The 4,520-nt window shown below is 31.9% G+C and carries 3 protein-coding genes; all 3 read left to right on the top strand.

Annotated features, from left to right (window positions below; translation table 11 throughout):
- Nucleotides 1–285 (top strand): TolC family protein (locus WBG30_RS10660; protein ID WP_424504639.1); only part of this gene is annotated, 285 nt, incomplete at its 5' end.
- A 21-nt stretch (nucleotides 286–306) separates the two neighbouring features.
- On the top strand, nucleotides 307–1,389 hold the full coding sequence (locus WBG30_RS10655) for an efflux RND transporter periplasmic adaptor subunit (protein ID WP_424504638.1): 1,083 nt from the start codon (nucleotides 307–309) through the stop codon (nucleotides 1,387–1,389).
- A 12-nt stretch (nucleotides 1,390–1,401) separates the two neighbouring features.
- Nucleotides 1,402–4,520, top strand: a 3,119-nt coding sequence (locus WBG30_RS10650; protein WP_424504637.1) for an efflux RND transporter permease subunit, incomplete at its 3' end; no start/stop codon positions are given.

Genomic DNA, 4,520 nt, shown 5'->3' with positions numbered 1-4,520 from the left:
TTAATAACAGCTAAAATAAATGTTGAAACTTCAAAAGATGCAAGAGTTGCTGCAATTAAAACTCTTGAATTAGTAACTGATTCATATTCTAGAGGAGAAGTATCTATAACTGAGTTACTAGATTCTCAAAATGTTGCAATTCAAGCTAAGGAAACTGAAAGTGCATCTAAATATGATTATTATACTAAGCTGATGATAACAGAAAGAGCCGTAGGAGCTTATCACCTATTAAATCCTGAAGTATATTTCGAGCTATTAGGTAAAACTAATTTAAAGGTACAATAATCAAAAATGAGGAGGAAACAAATGTCAATATATAAAAAAACATTATTAATTGGATTTATAGTCGTTACCCTTGCAAGCTGTGGAAGTAAAAAAGAAGAGGTACAAATTGATTTAAGAACTGTTAGACATGAAACTATAGAATTAAAAAGTCCAGTAGAAGCCCTTAGTTTTTCAGGAGACATAAAATCTGCTGTAGAACCTGAGGTTAGTTTTAGAGTTTCTGGAAACGTTGAAACAATGAATTTTAAATTAGGACAATCAGTAAAAAAAGGTGAGATTTTGGCTACCTTAGACAAAATTGATTATGAAATACAATTAAGAAAAGCTGAGAGTTCTTATGAATCTGCCAAAGCATCACAAATAGAGGCACAATCAAGTTATAATAGAATAAAAGAACTATATCAAAATGATAGTGTATCTAAAAGTGAATTTGACAGTGCAAAAGCTAGAATGGATTCTACCTCTGCATCTCTAAAAGTTGCATCAGAAGGGATAAAATATGCAAAACGTCAATTAAAATATACAGAATTAAAATCTTCTATAGATGGAACAGTAGCTGTAAAGGTCTCTGAAGTAAATGAAAACGTTGCTGCTGGTCAACCTATATATGTTTTAAATACTAATACTGATTTAGAAGCAATATCATTTGTTCCTGAAAGTGCTATTGGACAAATAAATGTTGGATCACAAGTCAATATTTATGTAGGAGCTATATGTAAAAATTATTTAGGTGAGGTTGTAGAAGTAGGTACTACATCTCTACAATATGGAGCAACATACCCTGTAAAAGTAAGTATATTAGGCACTAACTCAAATTTAAGAAGTGGAATGTCTGTTGTTGTAGATTTTAATAAGGATAAATTAAATGAGAAGGATAAAATATTCATACCTTTAAACGTAATATTAAAGGATTCAAATACTAACTATGTCTTTATCGTAAAAAAAGATGGTGAAGGTGTAGGAGTTGTTAAAAAAGTTCAAGTTAAAACAGGAATTGTTACCAATAAAGGTTTAGAAATTTTAGACGGATTATCAGAAGGAGACGAATTGATTACTGCTGGAATGACTAAACTAGAAAACGGTCAACAGGTAAAATTAAAATAGGGAGGAGTTTACATGAATTTAACAGAGATAGCAATTAAGAAAAAAGTAGTCACATTTACTTTTATATTGCTTTTAGCATTAGCTGGAGTTTCTACCTACTTTAAATTACCAAAGGCAGAGGATCCAGGATATGTAGTAAGAACAGCTACAGTAGCTACTTTATATCCAGGGGCCAGCCCAAGCAGGGTAGAAAATTTAATTACAGATAAGATTGAGCAAAGAATACAAGAGATGCCAGAAGTTGACTATATCGATAGTGAAAGTAGGGAAGGATTCTCATATATTACCGTACAATTTAAAGATGAGTATAAAATAATGAGACCCATCTTTGATAAATTAAGAAGAAAAGTAGACTATTCTGTTAAAGATCTCCCTGGTGGAGCAATGGCACCATTTGTAAATGATGATTTTGGTGATGTTTACGGTACAATGATAGCTGTAACAGCTGATGGATATTCACCTGAAGATCTGAGAAGGATAGCTAAATTTACAATGGAAGAACTATTAACTATGAAAAATGCTGGTAAAATAGTAAAAGTTGGTGTTAGACCAGAAAATATATTTATAGATTATGATAATGCTAAACTAGCACAATTTGGGATATCTCCTGGATATCTAAAAGAAGTTCTAGAAAGCACGAATATATTATCACCCGGTGGACAAATACTTTTAGATAAAGAAAGATTAAGTTTTGAACCTAGTGGAAACTTTGATTCTGTAGATGATATTAGAAATACAGTTATCAGACTCCCAAAAGGAAATCTAGTAAAAGTAGAAGATATTGCTAAAGTAAGAAGAGCGTATCAAGAACCAATTCTTACAAGGGAAAAATTTAATGGAAAAGATACTATTTTCATTGCTATTTCTTTAAAAGAAGGTGGAAACATCTTGGATCTCCAAAAAGAGATAGACGAAAAAATTTCAGCTGTAGAATCTAGTTATCCAATAGGAGTAGATTTTACATACTTAACACAAGAAGGATCTAGAGTAGATAAGAGTATCCAAAGTTTCTTATCTAATGTAGCTCAGTCTATACTTACAGTAATGGTTGTTCTAATAGTATTTTTAGGAGTTAGAATCGGAGCTATTGTAGCATCACTAATTCCTATCGTTATGGCATCCTCCATGGTGTTTTTAAGTTATTTTGGACTGAGTTTAGATCAAATTTCACTGGCAGCTCTTATAATAGTACTAGGAATGCTAGTAGATAATGGAATAGTAATTTCAGAAGCAATCATGGTAAATATGGAAAAAGGAATGGAGAAAATTGATGCAGCCCTAGAAGCTACAAGAACCCTCAAAGGGCCCCTTATGATCTCTTCTATGGTTACCATCTCAGCATTTCTGCCAATCGTTTTAGCAGAGGGGACTATGGGCGAATACACAGGCCCTATAACCTATGTAGTTGCAATTTGTTTAGGATTATCATGGATATTAGGAATAACTCTTATTCCTCTATTATGTGTATTATTTTTAAAAGTAGAAAAACAAGAAACAGGTTATAATAGTAAATTTTATAAGCTTTATAGAGGTTCTCTCCTAAAAGCTTTAAAACATAAATTTATGGCAGGAATCATAATTATCGCAATATTTTTTATATCTTTATTTGGATTTAAAACCTTTGTTAAGACAAAATTCATGCCCGACAAAGATATACCTCTTTTAACAGTAGAAGCAGAGCTTCCATTTGGAACATCTATAGAAACTACAACTAAGATGGTATTAGATGCAGAAAACTATATTCGAAAGGAATATTTCTTAGACCATCCAAAACAAGTAAAACCACCATTTATCGCAAATATCTTAGCAGGTGGAACTTTAGTTAAATATGAAAAAGAAGGAATATTAAGTACAGGAACATTTATAGGAGAAAGTGCTCCAAGATACATACTTTCTCACACTCCTAAGATGAGTCAACCAAATTTAGCCTTTGCAATAATTAATACTACAAGTTTTGACATTATAAAATCTGAGATTCAACCAAAACTTATAACTTGGTTTGAAAACAACTATCCAGATGCTAATATTAAAATTGATACCCTACAAAATGGATCTCCAAGTGACCGTCCAATAGAGATCAGAATAAAAGGTAGAGATACAGAAAAATTATACCAATATATGGGTCAAGTAGAAAAAATAATAAAAGAAAATATTGTAGGTCTAGCTGATACAAAAACTGACTGGGGTGGAAAAAATAGAAAATTCACAGTCGATATTGATCAGCAAAGAGCACTTAGAGTTGGACTCACAAGTCAAGATATAGCAATATCTTTAAACAGTATTTTAAGTGGGATTAAACTAACTGATTATAGAGAAGAAGACCGATTGATTCCAGTAATGTTAAGGTCTCAAGGAACTTCACGAGAAGATATAGAGGTATTAAAAAATACCCCTATCTATAACCAAACTACAGGTAATTCAGTGCCTCTTGGACAGGTAGCAAATATAACAACAGTATGGGAAGCTCCTAAAATAGTTAGAAAAGACAAGATCAAAGCTATCCTATATCAAGTTGGATTAAGAGATACAACAACAGCTATGGAACAAACATTAAAAATTAAACCATTATTAGATGAAGCTGCATCTAAATGGGATTATGGTTATAGCTATGAATTTAAAGGAGAATATCATAACAGTCAAAAAGCAAATACTGCACTATCTGCAAAGTTTCCTATAGCAGGAATATTTATACTGTTATTACTTATCATTCAGTTTAATTCATATACTATCTTAATTACAATTTTAGCAGCACTACCACTTATCTTATCAGGAATAACATTTGGATTGGGATTAACTCAACTTCCATTTGGATTTATGCCAATATTAGGTGCACTATCTCTAGTTGGTATCATGATAAATAATGCCATAGTATTGATAGATAGAATAAACATTGAAAGAGATGAAGAGGGGCGAGAACTCCCAGATGCAATACTACATGCTGCACAAGCAAGATTTAGACCAATAGTACTTACTACAGCTACTACAGTGTGTGGATTAATTCCATTATGGCTAGGTGGAGGAGTTATGTTTGCAGGAATGGCAGTAACTATGATCTTTGGATTGATCTTCTGTCTAGGTATAACACTAGGCATAGTTCCTATCTTATTTGCAATCTTTCATAGAGTTTCTTA

Origin of the sequence: Psychrilyobacter sp. (assembly GCF_049671765.1) — a bacterium.
Classification (GTDB): domain Bacteria; phylum Fusobacteriota; class Fusobacteriia; order Fusobacteriales; family Fusobacteriaceae; genus Psychrilyobacter.
The sequence above is the reverse complement of the archived record's forward strand: the minus strand, read 5'-3'. Positions and strand labels throughout refer to the sequence as shown.

Bases quoted from the DNA above. Each gene is read 5' to 3' on its own strand.
- WBG30_RS10655 (WP_424504638.1), top strand. From the start codon at position 307: ATGTCAATATATAAAAAAACATTATTAATTGGATTTATAGTCGTTACC.